General features: G+C 37.5%; 22 protein-coding genes. 14 read left to right on the plus strand and 8 right to left on the minus strand.

The features are described from left to right. Positions 1-3: 3 nt before the first annotated feature. Entirely contained in the window at positions 4-663 is a 660-nt protein-coding gene (upp, locus tag RM549_RS10105) for a uracil phosphoribosyltransferase (RefSeq protein WP_311684357.1), read from the minus strand. A 183-nt stretch (positions 664-846) separates the two neighbouring features. On the opposite strand from upp, the gene RM549_RS10110 reads away from it, so the two are divergent. The 4 genes from RM549_RS10110 (at position 847) to def (ending at position 4,166) form a co-directional block, all read left to right on the plus strand. Then, entirely contained in the window at positions 847-1,380 is a 534-nt protein-coding gene (locus RM549_RS10110; RefSeq protein WP_311684358.1) for an SRPBCC family protein, read from the plus strand. Positions 1,381-1,473: 93 nt separating this feature from the next. Then, complete coding sequence (locus RM549_RS10115) at positions 1,474-2,103, plus strand: hypothetical protein (RefSeq protein WP_311684359.1); 630 nt, start codon at positions 1,474-1,476, stop codon at positions 2,101-2,103. Positions 2,104-2,362: 259 nt separating this feature from the next. After that, positions 2,363-3,430, plus strand: coding sequence for a hypothetical protein (locus RM549_RS10120; protein ID WP_311684361.1), 1,068 nt, complete (start codon positions 2,363-2,365; stop codon positions 3,428-3,430). 94 nt (positions 3,431-3,524) lie between these two features. Next, complete coding sequence (def, locus tag RM549_RS10125) at positions 3,525-4,166, plus strand: peptide deformylase (RefSeq protein ID WP_311684363.1); 642 nt, start codon at positions 3,525-3,527, stop codon at positions 4,164-4,166. Here def and RM549_RS10130 read toward each other — a convergent pair whose 3' ends face one another. Next, on the minus strand, positions 4,167-5,411 hold the full coding sequence (locus RM549_RS10130) for an APC family permease (RefSeq protein WP_311684365.1): 1,245 nt from the start codon (positions 5,409-5,411) through the stop codon (positions 4,167-4,169). Between the two features lie 214 nt (positions 5,412-5,625). On the opposite strand from RM549_RS10130, the gene RM549_RS10135 reads away from it, so the two are divergent. The 4 genes from RM549_RS10135 to RM549_RS10150 all read left to right on the plus strand — a co-directional run bounded on the left by RM549_RS10135 (position 5,626) and on the right by RM549_RS10150 (position 9,245). Then, positions 5,626-6,684 (plus strand): helix-turn-helix domain-containing protein, encoded by a 1,059-nt coding sequence (locus tag RM549_RS10135; protein ID WP_311684367.1) that lies wholly within the window; start codon positions 5,626-5,628, stop codon positions 6,682-6,684. Positions 6,685-6,765: 81 nt separating this feature from the next. Beyond that, positions 6,766-7,224, plus strand: a complete 459-nt coding sequence (locus RM549_RS10140) for a universal stress protein (protein ID WP_311684369.1) — start codon at positions 6,766-6,768, stop codon at positions 7,222-7,224. 71 nt (positions 7,225-7,295) lie between these two features. Further along, positions 7,296-7,616, plus strand: a complete 321-nt coding sequence (locus RM549_RS10145; RefSeq protein WP_311684371.1) for a Crp/Fnr family transcriptional regulator — start codon at positions 7,296-7,298, stop codon at positions 7,614-7,616. A gap of 513 nt (positions 7,617-8,129) precedes the next feature. Continuing rightward, positions 8,130-9,245, plus strand: coding sequence for an alkene reductase (locus RM549_RS10150; protein ID WP_311684373.1), 1,116 nt, complete (start codon positions 8,130-8,132; stop codon positions 9,243-9,245). Positions 9,246-9,352: 107 nt separating this feature from the next. Here RM549_RS10150 and RM549_RS10155 read toward each other — a convergent pair whose 3' ends face one another. Next, positions 9,353-10,369 carry a zinc-binding alcohol dehydrogenase family protein gene (locus RM549_RS10155; protein WP_311684375.1) on the minus strand — a complete coding sequence of 339 codons (1,017 nt, stop codon included), beginning with the start codon at positions 10,367-10,369 and terminating at the stop codon, positions 9,353-9,355. 316 nt (positions 10,370-10,685) lie between these two features. Between RM549_RS10155 and RM549_RS10160 the strand changes: the two genes are divergently transcribed. The 5 genes from RM549_RS10160 to RM549_RS10180 all read left to right on the plus strand — a co-directional run bounded on the left by RM549_RS10160 (position 10,686) and on the right by RM549_RS10180 (position 15,717). Then, positions 10,686-11,135 carry a cold-shock protein gene (locus RM549_RS10160; RefSeq protein WP_311684377.1) on the plus strand — a complete coding sequence of 150 codons (450 nt, stop codon included), beginning with the start codon at positions 10,686-10,688 and terminating at the stop codon, positions 11,133-11,135. Positions 11,136-11,273: 138 nt separating this feature from the next. Further along, on the plus strand, positions 11,274-12,596 hold the full coding sequence (locus RM549_RS10165) for a DEAD/DEAH box helicase (RefSeq protein ID WP_311684379.1): 1,323 nt from the start codon (positions 11,274-11,276) through the stop codon (positions 12,594-12,596). 56 nt (positions 12,597-12,652) lie between these two features. Continuing rightward, positions 12,653-13,606 (plus strand): EamA family transporter, encoded by a 954-nt coding sequence (locus RM549_RS10170; protein WP_311684381.1) that lies wholly within the window; start codon positions 12,653-12,655, stop codon positions 13,604-13,606. A gap of 9 nt (positions 13,607-13,615) precedes the next feature. After that, complete coding sequence (locus RM549_RS10175) at positions 13,616-14,107, plus strand: peptide-methionine (S)-S-oxide reductase (protein WP_311684383.1); 492 nt, start codon at positions 13,616-13,618, stop codon at positions 14,105-14,107. 179 nt (positions 14,108-14,286) lie between these two features. Continuing rightward, on the plus strand, positions 14,287-15,717 hold the full coding sequence (locus RM549_RS10180) for a pyridoxal phosphate-dependent decarboxylase family protein (RefSeq protein WP_311684385.1): 1,431 nt from the start codon (positions 14,287-14,289) through the stop codon (positions 15,715-15,717). A gap of 324 nt (positions 15,718-16,041) precedes the next feature. Here RM549_RS10180 and RM549_RS10185 read toward each other — a convergent pair whose 3' ends face one another. The 4 genes from RM549_RS10185 to RM549_RS10200 all read right to left on the minus strand — a co-directional run bounded on the left by RM549_RS10185 (position 16,042) and on the right by RM549_RS10200 (position 19,811). Continuing rightward, the gene (locus RM549_RS10185) at positions 16,042-16,773 is read right to left on the minus strand and encodes a LytR/AlgR family response regulator transcription factor (RefSeq protein ID WP_311684387.1); all 732 of its coding nucleotides are present in this window, start codon (positions 16,771-16,773) and stop codon (positions 16,042-16,044) included. Beyond that, positions 16,770-17,849, minus strand: coding sequence for a sensor histidine kinase (locus RM549_RS10190; protein WP_311684389.1), 1,080 nt, complete (start codon positions 17,847-17,849; stop codon positions 16,770-16,772). The genes RM549_RS10185 and RM549_RS10190 overlap by 4 nt, the downstream gene beginning before the upstream one ends. A gap of 16 nt (positions 17,850-17,865) precedes the next feature. After that, on the minus strand, positions 17,866-18,333 hold the full coding sequence (locus RM549_RS10195; protein WP_311684391.1) for a hypothetical protein: 468 nt from the start codon (positions 18,331-18,333) through the stop codon (positions 17,866-17,868). A 959-nt stretch (positions 18,334-19,292) separates the two neighbouring features. Beyond that, positions 19,293-19,811, minus strand: coding sequence for a DUF4251 domain-containing protein (locus RM549_RS10200; protein WP_311684392.1), 519 nt, complete (start codon positions 19,809-19,811; stop codon positions 19,293-19,295). Between the two features lie 476 nt (positions 19,812-20,287). On the opposite strand from RM549_RS10200, the gene hpf reads away from it, so the two are divergent. After that, positions 20,288-20,587 (plus strand): ribosome hibernation-promoting factor, HPF/YfiA family, encoded by a 300-nt coding sequence (hpf, locus tag RM549_RS10205; RefSeq protein WP_311684393.1) that lies wholly within the window; start codon positions 20,288-20,290, stop codon positions 20,585-20,587. 69 nt (positions 20,588-20,656) lie between these two features. On the opposite strand, the gene RM549_RS10210 is transcribed toward hpf, so the two are convergent. Beyond that, positions 20,657-22,693, minus strand: a complete 2,037-nt coding sequence (locus tag RM549_RS10210) for an aconitate hydratase (protein WP_311684395.1) — start codon at positions 22,691-22,693, stop codon at positions 20,657-20,659. Between the last annotated feature and the right edge of the window lie 93 nt (positions 22,694-22,786).

The raw sequence follows: 22,786 nt of genomic DNA on the forward strand, positions 1-22,786 counted from the left end.
AGCTTAATGTTGCTGTTTAGGTCCAAAACAGAGATCCCCTGCATCACCCAGGCCAGGAACAATATATCCTCTTTCGTCTAATTTTTCGTCTATCGTCGCGATCCAGAGATGGCTGTTTTCAGGAAATTCTTTGCTCACATATTTAATTCCTTCCTTTGCTCCAATAATAGAAACCAAATGAATTTCCTTTGGATTACCCATAGTTTCCAGTGCACTAAGAACATTTACAAAAGAACTTCCCGTAGCTAACATGGGGTCAGCCAGAATAAGGATTTTTCCCTCTAAAGAAGGGGATGCCAAATATTCAACAAGGATTTCAAACTCCTCATCGTCGTATGGGTGATGCCGGTATGCAGAAATAAATGAATTTTCTGCATCATCAAAATAGTTTAATAATCCGGTGTGCAGTGGCAATCCTGCTCGCAATATAGAGCAAATCACAATTTCCTCTTTTGGAAGGTCCATTGTAATTTCACCAAGTGGAGTGGTAATATTTTCCTGCCCATAACTTAGATTTTTGCTCAGTTCGTACCCCAAAATCTCCCCAAGTCTCTCAACATTTCTTCTGAAACGTAAGCGGTCTTTTTGAACGGAAATATCCCTGAGTTGTGCGACAAATTTGTTTGCTATAGATTCTTTTTCCAGGAGGTGATGTACAGTCATGATATATTTAATTTAAGCAGGTAAGAATGAGTACCAATGTACTATGTCAAAAAGTATTGGACAACTTCTTTAGAGGATTTATCACGACTTTTGAGAATAAAAGTTCATTTGCTTTTTCTGCTCTGCATTTTATTTTCCATTAATTAGTATCTTTAAAATCTATAAACCATTCAGAAAAATGAGATGCAGAAATATGGCAGAATTACTTCTCCGGGTACTGTAAAGTTTGAGCGGACTTTTCAGAATAAGATTCTGGAAGTATGGAATTACTTAACAGATTCTGATAAACGTGGTCTTTGGCTTGCCTCCGGAAATATGCAGTTGGAAGTAGGAGGGGAGGTTAAACTTGTTTTCCAACATAGAAATTTATCCATGCAGGAAGATTCTGTTCCAGAAAAATTTAAAGATAAATCTGATGGAGAAACTTTAAATGAGAAAGTAGTGCAACTCGATCCCCCGGAAGTATTAGGTTTTACTTGGAATGACGACTCACTTGTCACTTTCGAATTGAGTAGCAGAGAGAATAATACGCATCTTCTTCTAACCCACGAAAATCTTGGAAAGAATCAAGGTACATTAATAGCTGTCTGTAGTGGATGGCATGCCCACTTGAATATTCTATCAGATCGTCTGGAAGGTCTTGAGCCAAAAGGATTCTGGACAACTTATAATGAGATAGAAGCTGAATACGTTCAGCGGATTGCAGCTGATGATTAATTTTTAAAATTTTGTTCATTAAAGCAATATGTTTGGCTGTATTTTTGTTATGATGTGCGTAGGTCATTTGGCCATTATGTGAAAAGCCTGAAAATGAAATATTTATATACTTTATTCTTAATAGTAGGGATCACTGTTGGAGCCCATGCTCAAATTGAGATTCCAAGATCTACAAATACCGGCACCCTTTTACCCGCTGAACCAGAGAACAACAATTCTGGTACTTTTTCTTCATTTCGTCTAAATAAAGATGAGGATAAAGAGAATGATTTTTTAAAAGAGGAACCAAAGAAGCTGGATTTTAGGCAAACAAAAAATGAATTCCTAACAGCCGGTGACGCCGTTGAAGAAAAATGGAAAAAAGATAAAGAAGCTAAAGAAGAATACAGGGCAGATCAATATATGGGTGATTTTACAACTAAAGGCGCCTATGTAGAATTATATTGCCGTGATCATGAATCTGTAGATGGGGATCGTATAAGGGTTTGGGTTAATGGAGTTGTAGTGGAACCTAGTATTTTGCTTGATGGTGGTTATCGTCCTATTCTTGTGACCTTGGATAGCGGACTTAACAATATCGAATTTGAAGCTCTTAATCAGGGACACTCGGGACCAAATACTGCAGAATTGAGGGTATTTGATGCCGAGGGACAGCCAGTCACCCGAAACGTGTGGAACCTGCTAACCGGAGCAAAAGCCAGCATTATAGTTCTTAAACAATAGCACCAAAAAATTCCTTATTTTCCTTAGAATACTTAAGCATTCCTTTATTATCTACAGGATTTTTTGTTAGTGGGAGGTGCTAAAGTGAATGCCAAAAAATTCACATTTTCGCACTACAAATTCCTTAAATTTAAAAATTATTAAAAATTGTACTATAAGAATGTTAAATTAATGACTGTTTAACGTTTAATTATCCTTTATTCTATCCTTTCTATTTTTTGTTGCCTTAATTTAGAAGAAACCAACTAAAAATATATTTATGGATACAACACGTACAACGCGATCAAGAACAGGTTTTAATAATTTAAGGGATAAGGTTACCAGGAGTTCCTGGGGCGCAATTTTTGCCGGTGCATTAACTGCTTTGGCAATAAGTTTTCTTTTAAATTTACTGGGATTAGGGATTGGACTTACTTCCATAAATCCCATGACAGAATCTGATCCTCTTGCAGGACTTGGAACCGGAACAATAATCTGGTGGGGCTTATCCAATTTAGTAGCTTTGTTTGTTGGAGGTTTGGTAGCAGGACGAATGTCTGGTTTTCCTTCTTCAGCAGATGGTGGAATTCATGGATTTCTTGCCTGGGCACTTTATGCAATTGTGACTTTCTATTTTCTTACATCTACAGTAGGATCAATAATGAATGGAATGGGAAACATAGTCTCCGGATTATTTGGAGGTAATAATAACCAGTCCAAACAAATTACTGTGCAGGTACAGGAGGCCCAACAACAAAGTCAGGATCAGGCTAACTTTTCTGTTGAAAAGGCTAAGCAGCAGGTGCTACAGGTTTTAAATACTGCAGAAAGATATGATGTGGTTCCGGAAGGTGCATCTACAGATACCCGCCAGATGCTGGAGAATCCGCAGGTAGATCCTAAAGGTTTAATTAAATCTATGGAAATTGAAGAATTTTTTAACGACCTTAATTTCAATATGGATGACAACGGAAATCTAAATATTGAACTGGAGGGAGATGGGGAATATATTCAGAAGGAAGAATTAAAAACTTACCTGACTGAAAATACAGAACTAAGTGAATCAGAGATTGACGGAATGATCCAGAAGTGGGAAGAAAATATACAGCAAGCTATAGATAAAGCCGAGCAGGCTTATGCCGATGCTAAACAAAAGGCTATAGAGCTGAGTGATAAAATTACAGATGCGATTGGGAGATTTAGTATTATTGCTTTTGGAGTATTACTTCTGGGTGCATTAGCTGCTTTCTTTGGAGGTAGTTTAGGTTCTCCTGAGTTTACTGTTAATGAAGAGCACAGGATTAAAGAATCCGAAGACGATGATCATGTTCGTAGGGATAGAAGATAATCCTTAACAAATAAGTAAGACAGAAGCCGCAAATTAATTTTTGCGGCTTTTTTAATGAATAGCCGTAGCTTTGTTCAAGTATTAAATTTAATGTATGAAAAATATACTCTCCGTATTGTTTCTGGTAGTTCTAATTGCCGGTTGCTCCAGTATGAGGAATAACAAACAGGCAGATAGTTCCTTTACACAAGAACAGGTAGAAATGATAATGGCTGCAGATAGTTCCGAACCCATGCGGGTGTTTAAAATAACAAATCATAGCGATTCAATTTTATTGAGAACCAAAAGTAAAGATGTAAATGTAGATCCTTCAGACCCTGTCCTAAGAAGGTTCGTAAAGCGGCTTTATCAAACTGTTACAGATAGCATGTCTTTGGGAGCGGGAATTGCAGCTCCACAAGTTGGAATTCTGAAGAACATTATCTGGGTGCAGCGATTTGATAAGGAAAATTTTCCATTCGAACTTTTTCTCAACCCCAAAATTGTTCAGTATTCAGAATTAAAACAGGATTGTCTGGAAGGTTGTCTTTCCATTCCCGATCGTCGTGATACCACAAAGACGAGGTCTTATGCTGTTTTAGTAGAATATGATAAACTGGACAACACCCACCATGTAGAAATGGTAGAAGATTTTACAGCTGTAATTTTTCAGCATGAAATAGATCATTTAAACGGAATACTTTACCTGGATCATCTTAAAAAAGAAATAGAGGATGCTGCAAGCGGCAACCGCTAATTAAAGATTTCCCTGTAAAAGGTTATAAATATTGAATCCAAAGAGGATAATAATTGTCACCAGCGCAATTACTGTAGGAACAGGAATATTATTTACGTTTAATGGAATGTGGAAATAAGGCTTTTCCTTCTCTTTGTCGCGGTTTATATAGCGCAGTCGCAGCAAAGCAACGTTAACCATTCCAAAGACAATAAAAATAAATATGTTGCTTATACTGGCAACCACTTTCAGGTTTCCTATTAATCCAAATATTATGGCCACTATGGCAATTACTATAATAGCATAATTAGGTGTTTTTGTACCTATACCTTTTAGAGTGGTAAAACGTTTCATCCATTTTATTTCACTGTCCCGGGCAACATCATAAACGAGTCGGGACGTCCCCAAAATGTTACTTAAAATAGTTTTACTGGTGGCAAAAAGTGCTACAATTACCAATATTGTTGCGCCAATATTTCCCAGTTTAGTTTCTATTACTGCAGCAAGAGGCCCATTGGCATTTGCCAGTTCTTCCCAACCCATAACGCTTATGGAGCAAATTGCGATAAGAACATATATAAGCAGTACTGTAAGACCGCTAAGCATTACCGCCTTGGGCATATTTTTTTCCGGTTCCTTTGTTTCCTCAGCCATTTTCACCAAATCTTCAAAACCTATATAGCTAAAGAAAATAAGGGCACCTCCAGCCATTATCCCTGTCCAGCCTTCGTCATTCATTTTTATAAGGCTACGGGAACCGATATCAGGAATACATACCACTACAACTAGACCTAGACCCAGCAAAGTGACTATAGTAGCAAAAGAATTGTAATAGGAACTGTATTTAGAGCCAAGAATATTAAATAAAGCCATTAATGCAACAACTACGATTACAATTATCCAGGAGGGAACTTCTATCAGCCGACCAAGGTAATCGGCAAAGCTAATGGAGATAGCGGCGGCGGCTACTATTCCGGTGAAAACCATGAAAATTGACATATAGAGGGCGGTCTTATTTCCCAATCCCTGTTTAATATATTCAAAACTCCCGCCGGCATCCGGAAAGCGACTTACAAATTCTGAATAAGATAAGCCGGTAAGTAATGCCACAAAAGCAGCTATAACAAAACTAAGCCATAGCATATTCCCTCCAAGTGCAGCTGCCTGCCCAATTATTGCATAAATACCCGCTCCAACAATTCCACCAACACCAAACATTAGTACATCCCATAAACCGAGGGAACGTTTTAATTTCTCTTCTGCCATACCAAAAAATATCTGTTTTTATTAATATAAGTTTTTTCAAGGAACAGCAGTAAATATGGAAAAGCCCTTAGCAAAATAATAACAAACGAAATATGTTAATTAATTGATTCATAATAATTAACGTATTTATAGTAAAAGTAAAGACTGTATTTATCCTTAAAGATTTGTTAAAGGTTTCCTTGTTATCAGTTTAGCCATTTTAATAAGCCTACTATTGTTCAAAACAATTTTTCTGAAAACAATTCAAGTAAATTCCCTGCCAATAAATGATGTATTAAGAAATATATCTGAAGCCTTCGATGTTCCTCTGCAACAGAACTGCGAAGAGTATTATATTAAGGTTCCTTCAAATATGGGAAAAGGAACTATAAAGGGTATTAATTTTGGCAATGGACTGGGTTTTATAATCTACGACTGTACTTTTCAAAAGGATTTTGAAATTCATTTTGTAAAAACCCAAGTACATCCTTTAAAATTTATCTATGCTCTACAAGGTTCTGTAGGACATAGATTTGGTAATGAAAAGGTTGTTCACAACATTAAAAAATTTCAGAATGCGGTGGTAGCCAGCGAACGGAGTAATGGCCATATACTCAGTTTTTTGGCAGGGGAAAAAGCTGTAATTACTAGTATAGAAATTCAGCGAGATGAGTTTCAATCCAAAACCTCCTGTGAAGTAGAAAGTATGGAGGAGGAATTTAAAAAATTATTTACAGACGAAAAGGCTAGCCATCAGTTTTTATATGAAGGGATGTATAGTCTTCATATTTCTGAAATGTTTAAGGAAATTGAAAATTTTAAAGAGAAGGAATTTCTTAAAAAACTTTTTACTGAAGGTAAGATATATGAAATTATAGCCCTTCAAATGCTCCAGTATCAGGATGATTTAAAAGATGTTGGTAACCGTTCTTTATTGCGCCTGTATGAAGTAGAGCAAATAGAAAAGGCGGCAGAAATTATTAAACTAGATATCATCAACTTTCATAGTATAGAAGTGATTTCGAGAGAGGTGGGGCTCAATGCAAATAAACTGCAGCAGGGTTTTCATGATTTGTACTCCCATACTGTAAATGGCTATGTTAATAAGGTTCGCCTGGATCTTGCCCAAAATCTACTTATTAATACAGATTTAAGCCTTGCTGAAATTGTAGACCGAATCGGTCTTATCAATAAAAGTTATTTTTCTAAAATTTTTAAGGATAAGCACGGGATTTCACCATCAAATTACAGGAAGAAGAATAAGAATTTTCATAATAATTCCCAGTCAGAATAAGTTTTTAGAATTTTTACATCCGCCTTTCTAAAGCGATGACTATTTTGTAACTTCAGGTATAATTACCAACCTCAATTTGTTATGAAAAAAGTTCTAATTGCTATAGATTATAATCCCGTTTCTGAACAGGTGGCAAAAGCAGGTCACGATCTTTCAAAAAAATTAAATGCTGAAGTTTGCCTTATGCACGTGCTAACAGACGTAAGCTACTATGGCATGCAGTACCCTACTTTTATGGGTTATGACGGCTATAATCTTGCTACAGATATGAACCTGTCACAGGAGATGAGGAATTTCGCTGAAGAATTTCTAAAAACTGCCACAGATCATCTTCAGGATCCCACAGCAAGTTATCATTTAGCAGAAGGAGAAACCGACACCGCGTTACTACATTATGCCAAAGAATGGAATGCAGATTTAATCGTGATGGGCACCCATAGCCATTCCACCCTCGAGAAACTTCTTGTAGGAACCATTGCTTCCCGAGTCCTGGAGAAAACAGACATTCCTGTTTATATGGTTCCAATTAAAAAAGAATAATTAAAGGAAGAACCTTAATTTAGTGACCCCTAAAATGGCAATTTTCATACTTTAGTTACTTTAAACTTTACATGCAAAATCAAATCCTGCAACACATTGCACAGGTTATAAAACTTGATCCTTCAGAAGAAACTGAATTTCTAAGCGTACTTTCAGAAAGGAAACTATTAAAAAAAGAATTTTTATTAGAACCTGGACAGGAAGTCCTTTCAGAGTTTTATGTAGTTAGCGGTTGCCTGGAAGCATATTATCAGGATGAAAGTGGCAACAGGCACATTATTCAATTTGCAGTGGAAGACTGGTGGATAAGCGATTTTGAAGCCTTCTTTAGCGGAAGAAAGGCTGAACTTTTTGTTGTTGCTATCGAAAATTCACTTTTACTGGAAATATAGAAAAGCACGCTCGACACCCTGTACGAAAGAATTCCGAAATTTGAACGTTTTTTTCGTATTAAAACCACGAATGCCTTTGTCGCTTTGCGCAGCAGGATTTTGTCTGCGCTTCAAAAAAACAATAAGCAGCGTTATATTGAGTTCTGCGAACAATATCCAAAAATTGAACAACGGGTTCCCAACTCCCATATTGCCAACTACCTTGGAATTAAACCCGAAAGCCTTAGCAGGATTCGTAAGGAAATCCTTCAGGCTTAACAATGTTTAACAGCCATTACTAACATAAATCAAGGGGCCTCTGGAGGCCTTTTACTTAATTTTGCTTGCAGAAAATATGCTTCTGATGAAGAATACTTTTTCTTAATTCAGCGAAAATAAGATTCCGGATTTTTTTTCCGGATGTCATACCGGCTTCATGGGAATTAAATTGCTATGAAAACTTTACGATTCTGAAGTCGGTTTTGCTGAAAAATCTGAAGAAATTCCATGTTTTCGAATACTTAAAACAAATTTATGAGCAAGAAACAGGCATTATTACAAAATTATAATCTTAGCGGAATCGAGCTGGCCAACAGAGTGGTAATGGCACCTATGACGCGGAGCAGGGCAACTAACGCCGAAAATAAACCTGAAGAAGGTTTGCACGATATTTATTATAAGCAAAGGGCGGGAGCCGGATTGATAATCACCGAAGGGGCGCAAATCTCCAAAGAAGCTGTAGGCTATGTTAATACGCCGGGAATTCACAGTGAGGCCCAGGTAGAAGGCTGGAAAAAAGTGATCAAAAGTGTTCACGAAGCTGATGGTAAAATCTTTATTCAGCTTTGGCACGTGGGCAGGATGTCACATCCCGATTTCCACGATGGAAAAGCCCCGCTGGCCCCTTCAGCTATTAATCCCGAAGCTAAATCTTTCACTCCGGAAGGTTTTAAAGATACTGTCACTCCAAGGGAAATGACGTTAGAAGATATTCAACGAACAATTCAGGACTTTAAAAAAGCCGCGAAAAATGCTATGGATGCTGGTTTTGACGGTGTGGAAATTCATTCTTCCAATGGTTACTTATTGCACCAATTTTTCAATGGGACATCGAATCATCGTACAGATGAGTATGGCGGTACAAAAGAAAAGCGGGCACGAATCCTTTTTGATGTTATTGATGCCATTAAAGAAGTAATGCCGGAGAATAAAATCGGGTTAAGACTGAATCCTTCACTAAACGGAATATTTGGAATGACGATGGATGAAGAGACGATTCCTACTTTCGATTATATTATCGAAAAACTTAACGAATACGATCTTTCTTACCTGCATTTGTCAGAACCTTTTAACGATGTTTCTGATATTCCTTATGCAGAGACACAGATCGCTAAACGTTACCGTCCAATATACAACGGAACTATTATTATTAACGGTGGTTTTGATCAGGAAAAAGGAAATAAAGTGATAGAAGATGGCGATGCAGATCTTGTTGCTTATGGAAAACTTTATATTTCCAATCCAGATCTTGCAGAGCGTTTTGAACAAAATGTTCCGTTATCAGATTGGGATGAGGATACATTTTACGTTCCCGGAGAAAAAGGCTATTTAGATTATGAAACGAAAGCCTGGAAAGAAGAAGTAGAATAGACTTTTTAATATATTATTAGCAAAACGTCCTGTACCATATTGCATAAAAAAGTCCTTCTGAAATTCTTCAGAAGGACGATAATTGGCATTTTTGGCACAGGACTTTTTTAGTATTTAATAACGTTCTTGCCTATAGATTTGCCCGATTCCTGAAGTCGATGAGCTTCCCTGAAGGTTTCAGATTTTAATCCGTGAAAAGTTTTATTTAAAGTTGATTCCAAAACTTCTTCCTCCAGCAGGCTGGAGATCCGCTCCAGGATTTCATGCTGTTTGTACATATCATCAGTTTCAAACATAGGCCTGGTAAACATCAGCTCCCAGTGAAAAGCCACACTTTTGTTTTTAATTTTGTTTAAATCGACAGGATCTTTGGTTTCCACAATAGAGCAAATATGCCCTTGCGGTTTGATAAGAGCTGCCATAGCATCCCAATGGATATCTGTGTTTGAAAAATTCAGGATATAATCTACCTGCTCAAATCCTTTACTCTTCATCTCCTGTTCAAGATTTTTATGGTTTACCACCACATCTGCACCTCTTTCGCGACACCATGCTTCGGTTTCGTCGCGGGACGCTGTTGCGATTATTTTAAATTGAGTAAGTTTCTTCAGTAATTGGATTCCGATAGAGCCAACTCCGCCGGCACCTCCAATAACCAGGATAACTTTATTGTTACCACTGTTTTCGGTAATTGGAAGCCTTTCAAAAATACATTCCCAGGCGGTTAAGGAGGTTAGGGGCATGGCCGCAGCTTCTTCCCAGGAGAGATTCTGAGGTTTATGTCCCGCGATCCTTTCGTCTATAAGTTGATATTCTGCATTACAACCTTGCCTGCCAATAGCTCCGGCGTAGAAAATTTCGTCTCCTTTTTTAAAGTTTTTGACATTCTCACCAACTTCCTCTACAGTTCCAGAAGCATCCCAACCAATAATTTTCGGCTTTTCCATCTCTTTGTCTTTAGCAGCATTTTTCCTGACTTTAAAATCTACAGGATTTACAGAGACTGCTTCAATTTTGACCAGTAAATCATTTTCTCCAGGTGTTGGTTTTTCAGTTTCAAATTCAATAAAACTATTGGGATCCTCTACAGGAAGGCTTTTTTTATATCCTACGGCTTTCATCATAACTAATTTTTTATTCAGTTTAAAATACAAATTAGATTTGGGACATGCAATTCAATCTTTGTTTTGCTGAACCATACTTGCTTTAAGCGTTATGCTAACCAGACAACAATTAACGATAAAATTGTTAGGGCTCAATAAATTACATTTTTATTTAAGTACTATTTTAATATAATTAAAACGCTTATATTTGCACAAGTCAATGGATATACAATCATATTTCTTTCCTAAATTTCAAGATAAAAATGGTCTATATTTTTATTTTTCCCATATAATTACTAATTTATACTTATAAACTAAAAACAATTTAAATAGACGAATGGCAAAATCTCAACAAACATTTAATAAAATCGAAAAAGAAAAACAACGTGCAAAGAAGCGCGAGGAGAAGCGTAAGAAGAAAGAAGAGCGCAAATCAAGCTCCAAAGGAAGTTCTTTTGAGATTGCCTATGTTGACAAAAATGGAAATCTAACAGATACTCCACCAGATCCTGCAGACAAAGTAGAAATTGATGCTTCCGAAATTGAAATCGGGGTTCCAAAGAAAGTGGAAGGTGAAGAAGAGGATAAGCATGCGCCAAAAGAAGGAAAAGTTTCTTTCTTTGATCACTCCAAAGGTTTTGGATTTATCATAGACAGCAATTCTCAGGAGAAGCATTTTGTGCATGTTAGCGGATTGATCGATGAGATTGATGAAGATGATAAAGTGACTTTTGAACTTGAAAGAGGAATGAAGGGCATGAACGCGGTTAGGGTAAAGAAGATCTAATTACCCCCAGCTCAAATCAAAATCACAGGATTATTCCTGTAAAATATATACCTGAAAGCTCCATTTTGTGGAGCTTTCTTTTTCTTTATACCTTTTTGGGGAACTTCTCCGGAATAATATTCACAATAGTCAACTCAGATGGCAACACCAATTAAAAATCAGCAGGAAATACTCGGGAAGCTCGGAATTAAAGAACTTAATCCGATGCAAAAAGAGGCGTTGGTTTCGATAAAAACGAAGAAAGATACTATTCTTTTGTCCCCAACAGGAACGGGTAAAACCCTGGCTTTCCTGTTGCCGGTAATTGAAGAACTGGACGCAACGCTGGAAGAAGTACAGGTTTTAATCCTTGTGCCGTCCCGCGAACTGGCCATCCAGATAGAGCAGGTAACACGGGAAATGGGTTCGGGATTTAAAGCCAATGCTGTATATGGAGGCCGTGCCTTTTCCAAAGATAAAATTGAACTCAGCCATCCGCCGGCGATTCTTATTGGTACGCCCGGCAGAGTGGCAGATCATTTGCGACGGGAAACTTTTTCGGTGGACAATATTAAAATCCTGGTGCTCGATGAATTCGACAAATCCTTAGAAGTTGGATTTGAAGCCGAAATGAAGGAAATCATCAATTCCCTTCCGCAGCTCAAAAAGAGGATCCTGACGTCTGCAACTCAGAATATTAAAATTCCTTCTTTTGCAGGTTTAAAGGAGCCGGAAACCATTAATTATTTGAAGGAAGGCGTTGCCGGATTACATACAGAAGTAGTGGTTGCTCCAAAACGCGATAAGCTGGAAACGTTGCTAAAACTGCTGCAAAGCACCGGAAATGAACCCGGAATTATTTTCTGCAATTTTAAGGACAGTATTCAGGAAGTCAGTGATTTTCTGGAAAGGAATGGAATGCAGCACGCGTGTTTTTCCGGCGGAATGGAACAAAAGGATCGCGAAAGAGCGCTGATAAAATTCCGGAATGGGACATATCGTCTCATTATTGCCACAGATCTGGCTGCACGAGGAATCGACATTCCGGAAATAAAATTCATTATTCATTATGAACTTCCGCATAGAAAAGAGGAGTTCACCCATAGAAACGGAAGAACTGCCAGGATGCACGGCGAAGGTACAGCCTATGTGCTTCAGTATGAAAAAGAAAGTCTTCCGGAGTATATCGCGCCGGACAGTTACACCAAAAATTTGGAGAGTGATTCCCAGGCTTCAAAGCCAAAGCAAACAAAATGGACAACATTATTTATTTCCGGAGGGAGAAAAGATAAAATTTCCAAAGGTGATATCGCCGGACTATTTCTGAAACAGGGAAATCTCATCAAAGATGAATTAGGAGTAATTGAGCTCAAACAGGATTGCGCTTTTGTGTCTGTGCCGCCAGCAAAAGCCGAAAAACTCGTGCAAGAATTGAATAATACAAGGCTTAAAAAGAAAAAAGTAAGGATTTCCCGGGTTTAAAATTTTCCTCAAAAGTTATCATTAATATTGTAGCTGCTTTAGAAGCTATCTGTTTTATGAAAAATGTTCCTAATCCCACGCTGATCATACTGGCATTTTTTTCGGTATATGTAATTTGGGGATCTACTTATTTACTTAATAAAATTGCGGTAACCGAGCTGCCTCCTTTTATGCTGGCGTCCATAAGATTTGTCACAGCCGGCACCCTCATCTTCATTATCTGTAAAATTACGGGAAAGAGTCTGGCCATAAGCAGGAAGCAATTTTTCAATACAGTCATTGCCGGTTTCCTTTTCCTGGCTTTTGGAAACGGCGTGGTGGTCTGGGCGCTGAGACATGTAGATACAGGATTTGCTGCTTTGGAAATCTCGGCTCAACCTCTGGTGGTACTTTTATTAATGAGGATCATTGACGGGAAAAAGATTCCGGCGATGTCTATGGTGGGTGTGGTGCTTGGAATAATTGGAATCTACCTTTTGGTAAGTCAAAAGCAGGTGCTAAGCCAGGAAAATTCCGTTTTAGGCATGTCTATGATTGCTTTGGCATTAACAGGTTGGGCCTACGGAAGCTTGTTTGTTGGCAGGGCGAATTTACCATCCAATTACTTTGTCAATACCGGCTACCAGATGTTTAATGGCGGACTTTTACTTTTTATAGCAAGTATGGTTTTTGGGGAAGAATGGAGCGCTCCGGCAGCATGGAGCAGTCCCACGCAAATTTCGATGATTCTACTTATCTTATTTGGAAGCATTGTAGCCTTTACTTCTTTCAATTATTTACTGCGAACAGTTTCTCCGGAAAAAGTAGCTACATCAACATATGTAAACCCCATAATTGCGCTTATATTGGGATGGTATTTCTTAAATGAACAAATTACCACTCAGTCTGTAATCGCGGCGATGGTACTTTTAACCGGAGTTTACTTTATAAATACCCGCAAGAAATTCCTGCTCTATTCTCGGTTTGCAAATAAAATTGGAGGTAAACGATATGAAGAATTGAGACTCTGAATTATTCTTATGGCTGCAGATTCTAAAATAGCTTTGGGTGGCGGGTGCCATTGGTGTACAGAAGCCGTTTTTCAGTCTTTAAAAGGAGTGGAAAAGGTTGAACAGGGTTACGTAGCATCAACAGAATCGCATTCCGCGTTTTCTGAAGCGGTTATTGTTCATTATGACTCAAAAAAAATTCCTTTAGAGCGTTTAATTGAAATACATCTGCATACCCATAATAGTACTTCCAACCACAGTATGAGGTCTAAGTACCGGTCGGCCGTTTATTTTTACAATTCTGATCAAAAAGTTGAAGCCGAAAAAGCATTAATGACTCTGCAGGCAAGTTTTTCTGAAAAAATTGTCACTAAAGTGTATCCTTTTGGTGCTTTTGAGCCTTCCAGGGAGCAAATACAGAATTATTACCTCAAAAATCCGGAAAAACCCTTCTGCAAAGCCTATATCGAGCCCAAATTGAAGCTGCTTTTGCAGGAATTTTCAGAAGATTTACAAAAATAGCTTTAGAATTGAGGATTATTTAAGTAGAGTAGGGGATGCCTCCAAAATGGCAATTATCGACCTGTAGAAAATAGTTGCTTCCGAAGGAATTCTTTATCATTGGAATAATAGGAGTACGATAATTGGCTTTTTAGGCACTGCTCTTATTTTCGCTATTTTTGTGCTGAAAAGAATTCTAAATGGACGATTTAAAAAAGCAAATCCGGGCACTAAGCGAGATTTCGGGTGCGTTGGAACCTTCTGAAGATGAACGGAATAAAATATTAAAAGAAGTACAGCAATACGCCAATACTTTTTTAAATAATTTACCTACTACTAAAACTTATTCTTCGGAAAAGGCAAAAAAAGAGAATTTTTCTATTACTTCTGAAGTAAAACCGCTTAAGAAAATACTCGAAATTTATAATTCTAAAGTTGCCGCAAAAGGAATCCATCCCGCTTCGGCAGGACATTTGGGATATATTCCCGGCGGCGGAATTTACGCCTCGGCGCTGGCAGATTACCTTGTGGATATTACCAACGAATACGCCGGACTATCATTCGCATCTCCCGGCGCAGTGGCCATGGAGCACGAGCTTTTGGACTGGATGAAATCGCTCTTTGGATTTCCTGAATCTGCCGTTGGAAACCTGACTTCCGGTGGTTCTATTGCCAATATGATTGGCTTAACTTCCGCGCGTGACAAACACCAAATAAAAGGTGCGAAAATTGAAAAAAACGTGGTGTATCTTAGTCCGCAGCTACATCATAGTTGCCTTAAAGCGCTGCGAATTATTGGACTTGAAGATATTATCATCCGCCACCTTCAGCTGGATTCCAATTCAAAAATAATTCCGGAGGATTTTTCAGAAAAACTTCAGAAGGATAAAGAAAATGGTCTGGAACCTTTTCTGCTAATTGCTTCAGCAGGAACTACAGATACCGGTGCTGTAGACCCATTAAAAAAACTTGGCAAAATCGCGAAGCAAAATAACCTTTGGTATCATATTGACGCGGCTTACGGCGGATTTTTTATTCTTTCAGGACAACGGAAAATGCTATTCGACGGAATTGAAATGGCAGATTCCTTGGCTGTGGATCCTCATAAAAGTCTCTTTTTACCTTTTGGAATCGGTGCAGTGTTGGTAAAAGATAAAGAAGCGGTTTTCCATTCCCATCACTACAGTGCCAACTACATGCAGGACGCTCATGCGGATACTTCCAGGGTAGATCCCGCAGATGTTTCACCCGAACTTACCAAACATTTTCGTGCGCTACGATTATGGCTACCGCTACAGTTACACGGAATAGAGCCTTTTACAGCCTGCCTGGAAGAGAAATTACTGCTTACCCGCTACTTCAGAGAACGAATACAGGAATTAGGTTTTAAAATTGGACCCGAACCTGATCTTTCGGTAACTTATTTCTGGTGGCCGCAGGATCAAAATGAAAATTATTTTAATCAACAATTACTGAAGGAAATCCATAAAAATGGCACTGTTTTTCTGAGTTCTACATTAATTGACGGGAAATTCGTGATCAGGCTTGCCGTACTTTCTTTCCGTACAAAAATTGAAACGATCGATAGGGCAGTGGAGGTGTTGGTTTTAGCAGTTAGAAAGTTGTCTTAATTGTTTGAGGTTTGTTGTTTGTTAAAAAGGAAAAAAGAGTTAACTAACCCCTCGACTGCGCTCGGGGGGACAATCGTTTCCAACCCAATTTCCTTTTTTTCTACATTTTTCTGTCGCTGTAGAGGTATCAGTTCGATCGGAGTTGGAAATCGATTTCAGGGACAGCCTCTATATTTCCGATATTCCAAATTGAATTTTATTAAGAAAAAGAAGTATTGCAATAATTAGTATTATGGTAAAAATACTGATTCCAAAGACAGTATAGGTTTTTCGGGAATTTGCTTTAGTTTTTTTCATTTTGTATAAATTTATCAAGGTTATTTTTTATAAACTCAACTGTTCCTTAAAAAGGTAGGATTGTCTTCTGGAGATTTCAATTTCATCTCCGGAATTCATTTCGATTTTAAGTTTTCCGTTAAACCAGGAAACTACTTTTTTTACATGATTAATGTTGATTAGCTGTTGTCTGTTTGCCCTGAAAAATACATCAGCTGGCAATTTTTCTTCAATCTGTCCCAAGGATTTATAGATCAATGGTTTGTTGTTTTTAAAAAATACGCGGGTGTAGTTTCCTACTATTTCAAACATAAAAATATCCTGAATCTTTACCAGCCAGCAATTCTCTCCATCTTTAATAAATATCTGCTTATCGAGGCTTAAAACACCTTCAGTTTTAGAATCTGATGATGAGCTGTCACTGGTTTGTTCTATTACTTTTTCTATACATTTCGTAAACCTTTTTTGATTAATTGGTTTCAGTAAATAATCAAAAGCATTGTATTCAAAAGATTTAATGGCATATTCATCAAAAGCAGTGGTAAAAATAGTTACAGGAACATCATCTAACATTTCAAGTAATTCAAATCCGTCCTTTTCCGGCATATTAATGTCCAGGAACAGGAGGTCCGGGTTTTTATCAGTAATCAGCTTAAAACCTTCGTCTACATTTTCGGCTTCGCCTACAAGTTCAATTTCTTTATGAATCTTAAGGAGCTCTTTTAATTCATTACGCGCCAGGCGTGAATCTTCTACAATAACTGCTTTTAATGATCTCATGCTACCGGAATTTTAATAATGGCGACCACCTGATTTTCCATTTCTTTTAAACTGAAAGTCGCTGCTTCGCCATATAGTAATTCAAGACGTTGTTTAATATTTTTTATGCCCAGTTGGGTGCTGTCTTCGCTGGTTCTCAAAGTTCCTGTATTAGCGACTTTTATGAGTAAGTTTCTATCGTTTAATTCTGTTGAAAGATTTACCGTTCCTCCTTTTTTTAAATTCGAAATTCCGTGTTTAATGGCATTTTCGATGAGGATCTGGATAATCATTGGTGGAATTTGAGTATTTAGAGATGTTTTATCTATATCTTCTTTAAATTGAAGACGATCTTCAAACTGAATTTTAGATATTTCAATAAAATTTCTGACCATCTCTAACTCATCTTCCAGTGCAATGGAATCCACATGACTTTTAGTTAAGGAATAGCGCAAAGTTTCAGAAAGGCTTGTCAGCATATTTCTGGCTCTTTGTACATCTTCCAGCATTAATCCACGGATATTGTTTAAACTATTAAACATAAAGTGCGGATTTATCTGCCCTTTCAAAGTATTTAACTGTGATTCCCTTAGGTTAGATTCAAGTTGTAATCTCATTTCCCTGCTTTTGTTCAACTCCATTAAACCTTTTATCGCAACATAAAATACTGTCCAGATAATAAAGTAAATACAGTAATTTAAAATAAAAATAATTTTGTTGCTCATTTCCTGGGATGGATGGTCAAGAACATCAAGCCTATTATAAATAAGACTATAGGCGAATTTTATATATAGCTCATAAGTTAAATAGAAGAGGAGAGTTCCTGCAATGAGTAAACCGAGAATTTTGAAAAGATCCTTTACATTAAGGGCATCAAACTGAATAAATTTATTGATTGTTCTTTTAATCTGGTGGGTAAAGAAAATTGAAAGAAAAATTACTACCGAAAAATCGGTGATCACCTGCCACAATTTCAACTTTAATTCATTACCACTGGCCCAGTAACCAACCGCCATAACACTGGATAAAAACGACCAAACCAGTATTTGAAGTACCCAGTAGGATATTGTTTTTGAACTTAAACTTATTTTTTTCAATTAGCTGGTATTTTTTTCAGTCAGGCTTGTTTTGAAGTTCCAGTGCGTTCAATTCCTTTTTCGCTCTTTCGAACATATTTCTCCCCGAAATTGCAAATAAATAGGTTATTATCATAAAGCTTATCAAGATAAGCATGTTTATTTCTTTGCCATACAAATAAGCAGGAATGACTGTGAGATTCCAAATAAACAAAATGGTGGTTTCGTATTTTTCTCGTTTTATGAGATAAGCCCGGTAGCATTCTACCTGGTGGTAAAAATCTTCTTGATTTGGGTTAAATTTTTTAAGCAACAAATGAGTTATTGAATACCATAAAACCAATACTGCCCCTAGGATAAGAGGGAGGATATAGATGATATTTCCTCTCATTTTATAAATTAATAGCGAGGAGAAGATAATTAATATAAAAGAGGAAAATTTCGCTGCTTCAGATCCCTTCAGCAGGTATTTGAATTTTTCTACAGGATTAGCTTTTTCTTTCATGTTAATGATTTTATAGATTAATTGTTATTTGAATGGCGAACTCAACAACTTCCTTTAAAACTGCTGTAACTAATGTGATCATAACTGGATGTTTTTTGATTGATAAGTCAAAGATAAAAGAGGATTAACCATTTTTAACTGAAAATATGATGAGTGGTAAATTAGAGGTGCTGAGTGTGAAATGTTTAAGGTTGAAGGATTAAGGGGTAAAAATGGAAAGAGGGAAGAGTGAAAGGTTTAAAACCTAAGTTCTGTTGTGAGTTGTGCGTTGTCTGTTATCAGTTATAGAGATGAAAAAGCAGAATAGATAAAGGGTAAAATTTTGAACTGTAAATCGAAAAAAACGTATGTCCGTTCGAGCGGAGTCGAGAACTGGGAAACAGAAAACAGAGAACATGCTCGGTTAGGAATGATGAATAGACTAAAGTTTTGAAGAAGAGAATAGGACTCCGCACTCTAAAACATTATGTAAAACAGAACTCTTTAAATTCTAATCCGTCCTAAGGAAAAGCTAAGTTTTTGCTATGGTCTTATTTCCTGATTATCTTAAAGTTGAAACAAAAAAGAGAAAAATTATGCTACACAAAATAGATTTAGGAAGCGAAAATGTGGGCGGATTTATATGGGAAGGAGATTTCGATACATATTTTTACATTCTTTCAATTCTTCGGGTATATTAGATAATCAGTAATAAAATGTAGAGTTCTCGATAGAAAAAACCAAAATTATCAAAACATTTAATTGAACTATAATTTATATTATGTAAAATAGAATATTTTTCTACCCTCATGATTCCATTCAAATGTGTTTACTGCCCTCTTCTTATAAATCCTGTGCCCTGGCCAGATTTTATATCCGTTATAAAGGTCACGACTCTAAAATTTTAAAACCTCGGTACGACGAGTGAATCGAATTAAAAAGCTTTTCAAGCTGACACCAAGATTTGCAGTTTTCACATTCTATTCATTCTCTTCCTTCAGTGGTTTTGCTTCACCCCTGTAACTAATAGCATCTCGTTGAGAACTATTGAGCGAGGTTTCTGCATTTCCATTGGAATGAAGATTTATATAAAATTTTAAATTTTCAGTTCCTGCGGTAGCTTCAAACTGTATCCTGATATTCCTGTTCTGCTGATTTTCTATTATTTCAAGTTTTTCTGTAGGTCCATCATACTCTATTCCGCCGCCTTCACCGTATCCGCCACCGGACTGGCGTTCTCCGAAGTACGGAAGGAAAAGATCTACATTGTCTCCTTTAAAACGGATATAATTGGGATTTCCAATTAAGTTTATTCTTCCACCCCTTAGTGGAATTGCCCATTGGTTCTCAATCTCGAAACCGCTACCGTTTACCTGTTCTTTTAGCTCTTCATAACCTCTTAAGTCAGCATCCGTTGGTTGATTTCTACTACCGCCACAAGCCATTAATGTAACGCACAGGATAAGCAGCAGATATCGAAATTTGGCTATTTTCTTCATTTATATTTTTTCTAAAGTTCTTGTTGGGAGGCAAAAAATTTCTTTTACAAAAAGGTATTAAAATTTTTCCTTTTTTCCTTCGGCATAAGGTTGAAAATTGACATTTTTAATCCCGGTTTGGTATCTAATAATAAGTTCTCTGTTACTATAATTTTTAAGTGTATTAATTTAAAGTGAAACCTTCATTTTCTTAAGAATATAGGAAAAAGAATAGATTTCAACTAAGGAATTAGGTGAAATATAGTTAGTAACTGCTCTCGGGGAAGCATTGACTGAATTTTTCGAAGAAATTCAGACCCGATTTCCTTTCCGCTTTAACTATTTTTAAATCATATCTTTAAAATGGCAATTTTCGTACTTTAAGGCAGTCTCTTGTTTCTTCTAAAGCAATCATAAATCTTTCCAAAGAAACCCATAATTGGCTTGGTAGACTATCTGAAATTAATTTTCTTGTAGGTAAATAAAAATGAATATTTATGGAAACTAATTTTGAATATGTTGGTATCCCAAAGAGTGAAGCTCTGGAGGAATACACCCAAAATAAACTGGATAAACTGGAAGTAAAGTACGATTTTATTGTACGTGCTGAAGTCCATTTTAAAAAGCAGGAAAATGAAGATCCTAAAGGTTATATCTGTAATATTAAATTAAGTGTACCCGGGCCACAGATTTTCGCACAATCTAATGAAGAGTCTTATGAGGCAGCAGCGGCAGAATCTGTTCGTGATGTCGAAAAGCAGCTGAAAAAGCTGAAATCGAAGATGAGCACCAGATAGCATCAATTATATGTATAAAAAACCCTTCAGTTTAATTTCTGAAGGGTTTTTTCTTTTTAGTGCGGTCATTTATTTTATCTGTTGCCGCTCATTATCTGTAACCGTATTTTTATCTACAGCATGAACTTCTTCATTGGTTAGCTTCGATTTGAATTCATTTATAATACCTCCTTTTAAAAGGATTTCGATTTGCCGTTCACTCATCGTGTGTTTGGCTTCAAATTCCACAGGATCTTTGCTTTTATCAGCTTTTTGAATGCGGACTTTAATATTCTTCCGGTTCTTTACGCCTTCACGAAGATTTTTAAAGCTAATCATGTCGCCCTGTTCAATTTTTTCATAGTCGGCTATATCTATAAATTCCAGTGGTAAAATCCCGAAATTTACCAGGTTTTGCCATGCAATTCTGGCATAAGAATTTGCGATAACCGCTACCTGACCAAGATATTTTGGCGCCAGTGCCGCATGTTCCCGGCTGGAGCCCTGTGCGTAATTATCTTTAGCCACTACAATGTGACCTTTAAATTCTTCTTTGGCCTCCTGTGCCCTATCGTAGAAAGTCTTATCTATCACCGAATAGGAGAATTTACTAATTTCGGGGAGGTTACTTCTAAATGGCAAAACTTCGGCTCCCGCACGTAGAATTTCGTCTGTAGAGACGTTGTCCCCCATCTTAAGTAAAACCGGAACATCTGCACTGTCTGCGAGCGGCTCGATTTCCGGAAGGGTTTTGATATTCGGACCTTTTTTAAGTTCAACTTTCTCTCCATCTTCTGCCGGCGGTACTAGCATATCTGTATTAATGATTTCCTTTTCCGGTTGTTCATATTTCGGATACGTCATTCCGAACATTTCTTCCAGATCACGCGGATCTGTAATTTTTCCCGTCAAAGCTGAAGCTGCCGCGGTTTCGGGACTACATAAATGCACCTGGTCATCTTCGGTTCCCGATCTACTTGGGAAGTTTCGTGGCATTGTTCTTAAACTGATAGTACCGGAAGCCGGCGCCTGCCCCATTCCTATACAACCCATACATCCTGACTGGTGGAACCTTGCCCCTGCTGTGATTAGATTGGCAAAAGCTTTATTATCTATTAAATTCTGAATTACCTGACGTGATGTGGGATTTATATCAAAAGACACGTAATCCACAACGCTCTTATCTTTAACAATCGCACCTGCTATCCAAAAATCCCTGATTCCCGGGTTTGCTGATGATCCTATCACCACCTGCCCAATTTCTTTTCCTGCCACTTCACTTACCGGCACAACGTTTCCGGGGCTTGTTGGTAATGCAATTAACGGTATTAAGTCGTCCAATACAATTTCGTCATGTAAATCGTATTCGCAGCCTTCATCTGGCAACAATTCTCTCCAGTCTTCTTCGCGATGTTGTGAACGTAAAAATCGTTTGGTCTCCTGGTCACTGGGGAAAACTGTTGTAGTTGCACCCAGTTCGGCTCCCATATTTGCAATTACATGACGATCCATTGCACTTAAAGAGTCCAGGCCTTCGCCATAATATTCTATAACTTTTCCAACACCTCCTTTTACATCATACCTGCGCAACATTTCCAGAATTACATCTTTTGCGCTTACCCAATCTGGTAATTTTCCGGTGAGTTTCACTCCCATTACCTGTGGCATTTTAACAAAATAAGGTTGTCCTGCTATGGCCGCGGCCACATCAAGACCTCCGGTACCTATCGCAAGCATTCCCAAAGATCCGGCAGACGGAGTGTGACTATCAGATCCTACCATGGTTTTTCCAGGCTTCCCAAAACGTTCCATGTGTACCGGGTGGCTCACTCCGTTACCCGGACGGCTATACCACAATCCAAATTTTCGTGACGCCGAAAGTAAAAAAGCATGATCATCTGCATTTTTAAAATCTGTCTGTAACAGGTTATGATCTACATACTGAACAGCGACTTCGGTTTTTGCTTTTTTCAGGCCCATAGCTTCAAGCTCTAGTTGTACCAGTGTACCCGTAGCATCCTGAAGTAGTGCCTGGTCTATTTTGATCCCGATTTCTTTACCCGGGGTCATCTCCCCTTCCAGAAGATGCTCTTTGATTAATTTTTGAGTGACATTTAATTTCGACATAGTTGGATATTTTATCTTCAAATTATTAAAATAGAATTGGAAGTACATTCCATTTAACAATATCTTATATCTAAATGTAGAAGAAAAAAGTAA

Source organism: Autumnicola patrickiae, assembly GCF_031846525.1.
In the GTDB taxonomy this organism is placed as follows: domain Bacteria; phylum Bacteroidota; class Bacteroidia; order Flavobacteriales; family Flavobacteriaceae; genus Autumnicola; species Autumnicola patrickiae.

Bases quoted from the DNA above. Each gene is read 5' to 3' on its own strand.
- RM549_RS10195 (WP_311684391.1), bottom strand. From the start codon at position 18,333: ATGAAAGAAAAAGCTAATCCTGTAGAAAAATTCAAATACCTGCTGAAG.
- RM549_RS10160 (WP_311684377.1), top strand. From the start codon at position 10,686: ATGGCAAAATCTCAACAAACATTTAATAAAATCGAAAAAGAAAAACAA.
- RM549_RS10145 (WP_311684371.1), top strand. From the start codon at position 7,296: ATGCAAAATCAAATCCTGCAACACATTGCACAGGTTATAAAACTTGAT.
- RM549_RS10155 (WP_311684375.1), bottom strand. From the start codon at position 10,369: ATGATGAAAGCCGTAGGATATAAAAAAAGCCTTCCTGTAGAGGATCCC.
- RM549_RS10120 (WP_311684361.1), top strand. From the start codon at position 2,363: ATGGATACAACACGTACAACGCGATCAAGAACAGGTTTTAATAATTTA.
- hpf (WP_311684393.1), top strand. From the start codon at position 20,288: ATGGAAACTAATTTTGAATATGTTGGTATCCCAAAGAGTGAAGCTCTG.
- RM549_RS10115 (WP_311684359.1), top strand. From the start codon at position 1,474: ATGAAATATTTATATACTTTATTCTTAATAGTAGGGATCACTGTTGGA.
- upp (WP_311684357.1), bottom strand. From the start codon at position 663: ATGACTGTACATCACCTCCTGGAAAAAGAATCTATAGCAAACAAATTT.
- RM549_RS10130 (WP_311684365.1), bottom strand. From the start codon at position 5,411: ATGGCAGAAGAGAAATTAAAACGTTCCCTCGGTTTATGGGATGTACTA.
- RM549_RS10165 (WP_311684379.1), top strand. From the start codon at position 11,274: ATGGCAACACCAATTAAAAATCAGCAGGAAATACTCGGGAAGCTCGGA.
- def (WP_311684363.1), top strand. From the start codon at position 3,525: ATGAAAAATATACTCTCCGTATTGTTTCTGGTAGTTCTAATTGCCGGT.
- RM549_RS10150 (WP_311684373.1), top strand. From the start codon at position 8,130: ATGAGCAAGAAACAGGCATTATTACAAAATTATAATCTTAGCGGAATC.
- RM549_RS10110 (WP_311684358.1), top strand. From the start codon at position 847: ATGCAGAAATATGGCAGAATTACTTCTCCGGGTACTGTAAAGTTTGAG.
- RM549_RS10180 (WP_311684385.1), top strand. From the start codon at position 14,287: ATGGACGATTTAAAAAAGCAAATCCGGGCACTAAGCGAGATTTCGGGT.
- RM549_RS10200 (WP_311684392.1), bottom strand. From the start codon at position 19,811: ATGAAGAAAATAGCCAAATTTCGATATCTGCTGCTTATCCTGTGCGTT.
- RM549_RS10185 (WP_311684387.1), bottom strand. From the start codon at position 16,773: ATGAGATCATTAAAAGCAGTTATTGTAGAAGATTCACGCCTGGCGCGT.
- RM549_RS10175 (WP_311684383.1), top strand. From the start codon at position 13,616: ATGGCTGCAGATTCTAAAATAGCTTTGGGTGGCGGGTGCCATTGGTGT.
- RM549_RS10140 (WP_311684369.1), top strand. From the start codon at position 6,766: ATGAAAAAAGTTCTAATTGCTATAGATTATAATCCCGTTTCTGAACAG.
- RM549_RS10170 (WP_311684381.1), top strand. From the start codon at position 12,653: ATGAAAAATGTTCCTAATCCCACGCTGATCATACTGGCATTTTTTTCG.
- RM549_RS10210 (WP_311684395.1), bottom strand. From the start codon at position 22,693: ATGTCGAAATTAAATGTCACTCAAAAATTAATCAAAGAGCATCTTCTG.